General features: G+C 67.2%; 4 protein-coding genes. 3 read left to right on the top strand and 1 reads right to left on the bottom strand.

The window, feature by feature from the left end; translation table 11 throughout:
- From BN11_RS13260 to BN11_RS13250, 3 genes are all read left to right on the top strand, one after another.
- A partial coding sequence (locus tag BN11_RS13260) for a deoxyguanosinetriphosphate triphosphohydrolase (RefSeq protein WP_048698403.1) occupies nucleotides 1-1,128 on the top strand: 1,128 nt, incomplete at its 5' end.
- Between the two features lie 34 nt (nucleotides 1,129-1,162).
- Nucleotides 1,163-3,076, top strand: a complete 1,914-nt coding sequence (gene dnaG / locus BN11_RS13255) for a DNA primase (RefSeq protein WP_048698401.1) — start codon at nucleotides 1,163-1,165, stop codon at nucleotides 3,074-3,076.
- On the top strand, nucleotides 3,076-3,597 hold the full coding sequence (locus BN11_RS13250) for a hypothetical protein (RefSeq protein ID WP_048698400.1): 522 nt from the start codon (nucleotides 3,076-3,078) through the stop codon (nucleotides 3,595-3,597). The genes dnaG and BN11_RS13250 overlap by 1 nt, the downstream gene beginning before the upstream one ends.
- Before the next feature lie 173 nt (nucleotides 3,598-3,770).
- Here BN11_RS13250 and BN11_RS13245 read toward each other — a convergent pair.
- Nucleotides 3,771-4,972 (bottom strand): IS3 family transposase gene (locus tag BN11_RS13245; RefSeq protein ID WP_157044145.1). Its coding sequence is split into 2 segments (ribosomal slippage): nucleotides 3,771-4,714 and nucleotides 4,714-4,972, totalling 1,203 coding nucleotides; the frame shifts between segments, so codons are not numbered across the junction.
- Nucleotides 4,973-5,044: the final 72 nt, after the last annotated feature.

Here is a 5,044-nt window from a genome sequence, read left to right as displayed (position 1 = left end):
CGCCGGCTCGCGGCCAAGACGCAGGTCCTCGCGCCCGACAGCGACGACTTCGTGCGCAACCGGCTCACCCACTCGCTCGAGGTGGCGCAGATCGGGCGCGAGTTCGGGGCCGCGCTCGGCTGCGATGCCGACCTGGTCGAGGTGGCCTGCCTGGCGCACGACTTGGGTCACCCGCCGTTCGGGCACAACGGCGAACGCGCTCTCGATGAGTTGTGTGACGACATCGGTGGTTTCGAGGGCAACGCGCAGACGCTGCGCATCCTGACGCGCTTGGAGCCCAAGCGTTTTCACGCTGACGGCCGTCCTGCGGGCCTGAACCTCACGCGCGCGAGCCTGGACTCCAGCGTGAAGTATCCGTGGGAGCGCGGCGATCGCGAGACACCCAAGTTCGGCGCGTATGCCGATGACCTGCCGGTGTTCGAGTGGGTGCGGGCGGGGCGCGGACCGGGGGAGCGGTGCCTGGAGGCCGACGTCATGGACTGGTCCGACGACGTGGCCTATTCGGTGCACGACGTCGAGGATGCGGTGGCCAGCGGCCGGCTCGATCCGGGGATGCTGGGCGACCCCGACGAGATCGCCGGCGTGCTCTCCGTCGCGCACGGGGTGTATGCCGCGGACCTGAGCGCGAGCCTCGTCGCCGACGCCTGGGCGCGGCTCGTTGCCGCCGGGATGGTGCCGCGTTCCTATGACGGCAGCCGACGCGACCGGGCGGCGCTGAAAGACCTGGCGTCGCGGCTGATCGGCCGGTTCGTCTTGGCCTCCGAAGCGGCAACGCGGGAGGTCTACGGTGCGGGCCCGCTGACCCGGTATGCCGCCCGGCTCGTCGTCCCGGAGGAGACCCGGGCCGAGGTGGCCGTCCTGAAGGCCGTCGCCGCGCACTTCGTCATGTACGCCCCGGACCGGCTCACGATCCAGGAGCGGCAGCGCGAGGTGATCAAGGCCCTCGTGGCCGGCTTCGAGCACGACCCGACCCGCCTCGCCGCCGACTTCCGCGCCGACCATGACCAGGCTGTGGACGACGCCGCGCGGAGGCGCGTCGTCGCTGATCAGGTGGCCAGCCTGACCGACCCCAGCGCCTGGGCACTGGCCCGCGCGTGGGGATTCGGCGAGGCGGCCCACATACACTGACGTCGCACCTGCGGGCAGCGACGGAAGGAGCGGTGTGGCCGTGCGGATCCGAGCCGAGGACATCGCGGCCGTCAAGGACCGCACCTCCATCGTCGACGTCGTGCGCGACCACGTGACTCTGCGCAGCGCCGGAGTCGGCTCGCTCAAGGGGTTGTGTCCCTTCCACGACGAGAAGACCCCCTCGTTCACGGTCCGCGAGAGTGCCGGCACCTTCCACTGTTTCGGCTGCGGAGAGGGCGGCGACGTCGTCGCCTTCGTCCAGAAGATCGACCACCTCAGCTTCGTCGAAGCGGTCGAGCGACTCGCCTCCCGGCTCGGCATGGAACTGCAGCGGGAGGAAGGCGGGGCCGGTGGTCCGGAGGGCGGCCTCGGGCGGCGCTCCCGGCTGGTCGAGGCGCACCGGATCGCGCAGGAGTTCTATACCGACCTGTTGATCAAGAGTCCAGACGCCCGGGCTGCGCGGGACTTCCTGCGCCAGCGCGACTTCAACGGCGCGCAGTGCGAGCCGTTCGGGGTCGGGTTCTCGCCGCGGGGTGGGGAGGATTTGGCACGGTTGTTGCGGGGCAAGGGTTTCAGCGACGAGGAGCTGACGCTGGCCGGCCTCGTCGGGCGTGGGGCGCGCGGCATCTACGACCGCTTCCGCGGCCGGCTGATGTGGCCGATCCGCGACACCTCCGGCGACACCATCGGCTTCGGCGCCCGCCGCATCTTCGACGACGACCGCATCGAGGCGAAATACCTCAACACCACCGAGACGACGATCTACAAGAAGAGTCAGGTCCTCTACGGCATCGACCTGGCGAAGAAGACGATCTCAAAGGGCCGGCAGGCTGTGGTCGTCGAGGGCTATACCGACGTCATGGCGGCGCACCTGTCGGGTGTGGAATCGGCCGTGGCCACCTGCGGCACGGCCTTCGGTGTCGACCACATCAAGCTGTTGCGTCGTTTGATGCGCGACGAGCCCGGTCTGGATCCCGCTCGCATCGTCTTCACCTTCGACGGCGACGCGGCCGGCCAGAAGGCGGCGATGAAGGCTTTCGCGGAGGATCAGCGCTGGACGGCGCAGTCCTTCGTCGCCGTGGCCGCCGAGGGCATGGACCCGTGCGATCTGCGGCTGCGCAAGGGTGCGGAGGCGGTCAAGGCCCTTGTGGAAGATGCCGTCCCGATGTTCGAGTTCGCGGTTCGCACCTTGATCGCTCGGTGCGATCTCGACACTGCGGAAGGTCGGGTGCAGGCGATGAAAGTCGCTGCGCCGGTTATCAATTCGGTTAAGGATCCCAGCCTTCGACCGGAGTATCAGCGCACCGTCGCCGGTTGGATCGGTGTCGGCGTCGAGCAGTTGGCCGACCAGATGCGCCGCGCCGGCACGCTCAAGGCGCCGAACGAGGGACCCCGCCGCCGCGAGGCCGACGCCCCCGAGCCCGACAGCGCGGAGCTGGCCGCGGCATACCAGATGCCTGACCTGCGCGACCCGCTCGTCAACGCCGAGGCCCAGCTGCTCCAGGTGCTCCTGCAATATCCGAATGCCGTCAGCCCGGACGTCTACGACACAGTGCCGCCCGAGGCCTTCGTCGCCCCGGCGCACCGGGCCGTGTTCGACGCCATCCGCAGCGTCGTGGTCACCGAGGGGATGACCCTCGTGCAGTGGGTCGACGCCGTCACCCACCTCGCGCCGTTGGCCGCGCAGCCGCTGGTGTCGGCGCTATCCGTCGCCACCTTGCCGACGTCGATCGACGCGGCGACCGGCGGTCCGGACCAGCGCTACGTCGACTCGCTCGTGGCTCGAGTGCGGGAGGTGTCCCTGACCCGCGAGATCGCGAACGCGATGTCGCTCATGCGCCGGCTCTCCTCGGACCCGGACGCCGACCCGGAGCAGGTGCGCGACGTCGGCACGCACCTGCAGACCGTGCAACGGCAGTTGGCCCTGCTGCGAGAAGGAGTGAGTTGATGGTGAGCTTCCGGCGCCGCAAGGACCAGACCCCCACGTTGCCCGATGACGTGCGGGCCCGGCTCGAGCTCGGCCGCGGGGAGCGGATCCTCGCCGCCGCCCTGGCCGAGGGCGGCACGTGGGTGGTGGTCACCATGGCCAGCCTGTATGCCGTTCCTCTCGCCGGCGAGATCCTAGCCCGCCCCTGGCACCTGGTGGACACGGGGGCCTGGGATCACGACACCTTCACTCTCACCGTGACCTGGGTCGACGGGGCGCCGCCGCAGCAATGGATCTTCCGCGACACCATGCAGGTGTTGGTGGCCCTTCGAGAGCGGGTCCAGGCCTCCGTGGTGTTGATGGAGGAACTCAGCTTCGGCCCGAATCGCACTGCGCGAGTGGTGATTCGCAAGAGTCTGGCCGATCAGTCCTTGCACGACCAGACCGTCCTCGGCCGCGGGGTTCGGCTGGACGATCCCGCCGTCGGCGCCGCCGTCACGGACGCCCGCGCCCGGCTTCGCGAACAGGTCGGTTTGGATTGAGTTCGACGTCACGATCGTCGTCGCGCTGACCCGCTGCCTTCCAGCCGCCACGGCTGGAAGTGGTCCGACACTGTGACCGAGTCCAGCCCGAGCTCCTCGGCGCGCACCGCGTACGACCTGAGTTGGGTCAAACTGAGGTGCTGGATCGTTTTCGGAGTCGGTGATATTGGGTTTCAAGCTGTTGGCCGGTAGTTTTGGTACCCGTCCAAGACTTCGCGTGGAGTTTGGTACCCGAGACCGGAATGCAGCCTTTGGTGATTGTAGTATGTTTCGATGTACCGTGCAACAGCTGTGTACGCCGATGCCCTGGTTGGATAGAACTCCCGGTTCACCAGCTCGACCTTGATCGCACCATTCGTCGATTCAGCCAACGCGTTGTCAAAGCAAATACCGGTGCGGCCCACGGACCGATGAATACCCAACTCGGCCAGGACGCGGCCGTACTCATCCGAGGTGTAGTTACTCCCGCGGTCAGAATGGAATATCGCCTCCGTGGGAAGTTTGATGTGTCGGGCGGCCATCCGGATCGCGTCGCTGATCAGTTCGGTACGGTAATGATCGGCCATGGCCCACCCGATGATCGCGCGGGAGTAGCAATCGATGACCAACGCCAGGTACAGCCACCCCTGACCGGTGCGGACATAGGTGATGTCGCCAACCATCCTCGCCCCCGGCGCGGTGGCGGTGAAGTCGCGCCCGACCAGATCCGGGATCGTTACCTGCTCCCGGGACGCCTTGGTCGTCTGTCGCCGCGAGGCCCGCGGCTGGCAGGCCTCCAAGCCCAGCTCGGCCATTATGGAACGCACGGTCTGCGGGTCGCAGTACTGTCCGGCTCGGCGTAGCTCGGCGTGGACGCGTCGGTACCCGTACCGGCCGTGATGGCGGACGAAGATGGCTCGGATCAGCCGGCCCAGCTTCCGGCGGCGTTTCGCGGTTGCCGACGCCGGCCGTTTCACCCAGTCATAGAACCCTGATTCCGACACGCCCAGCCAGGTACACATAGCGCCCACCGTGTATCGGCCGGAACCATCCGAATTCGTGGTCGCCTTCTCCGCGAGAATGTGTGCGTACCGGTCGGCTACCGATACTTCTTCGCGAAGAAGGCGGTGGCTTTTCCCAGGAACTCCCGCTCCAGACGCAGTTCCTGATTCTCGCGCTCGAGTTGTTCAAGCCGCGCCCGTTCCGAGATTGTCAAGGGCTTGTCCTCGACCGGGTTCGCTTCCTGGTACTTCTTCACCCAGTTCCGCAATGTCTCCGCGCCGATACCATTCTCCCGCGCGACCTGTGACAGGTTCTTCTGCCCCTGGTAACTCAAGAACAGTTCCACCATCTGCTCGCGGAACTCCGGCGAAAAACTCACCCTACCGCTACTCATTCTGAATCGATTCTCCCTTCCAAGGAATCCTACTCTATTGGGATCCAACTCCGAAAGGAATCAGGCACGTCA

This window comes from Nostocoides australiense Ben110 (genome assembly GCF_001050535.1).
Taxonomy (GTDB): Bacteria; Actinomycetota; Actinomycetes; order Actinomycetales; family Dermatophilaceae; genus Nostocoides_A; species Nostocoides_A australiense.
This window is presented reverse-complemented; position numbering and strand designations above follow the sequence as displayed.

Coding starts and splice junctions, on each gene's coding strand:
- BN11_RS13250 (WP_048698400.1), top strand. CDS start 3,076: ATGGTGAGCTTCCGGCGCCGCAAGGACCAGACCCCCACGTTGCCCGAT.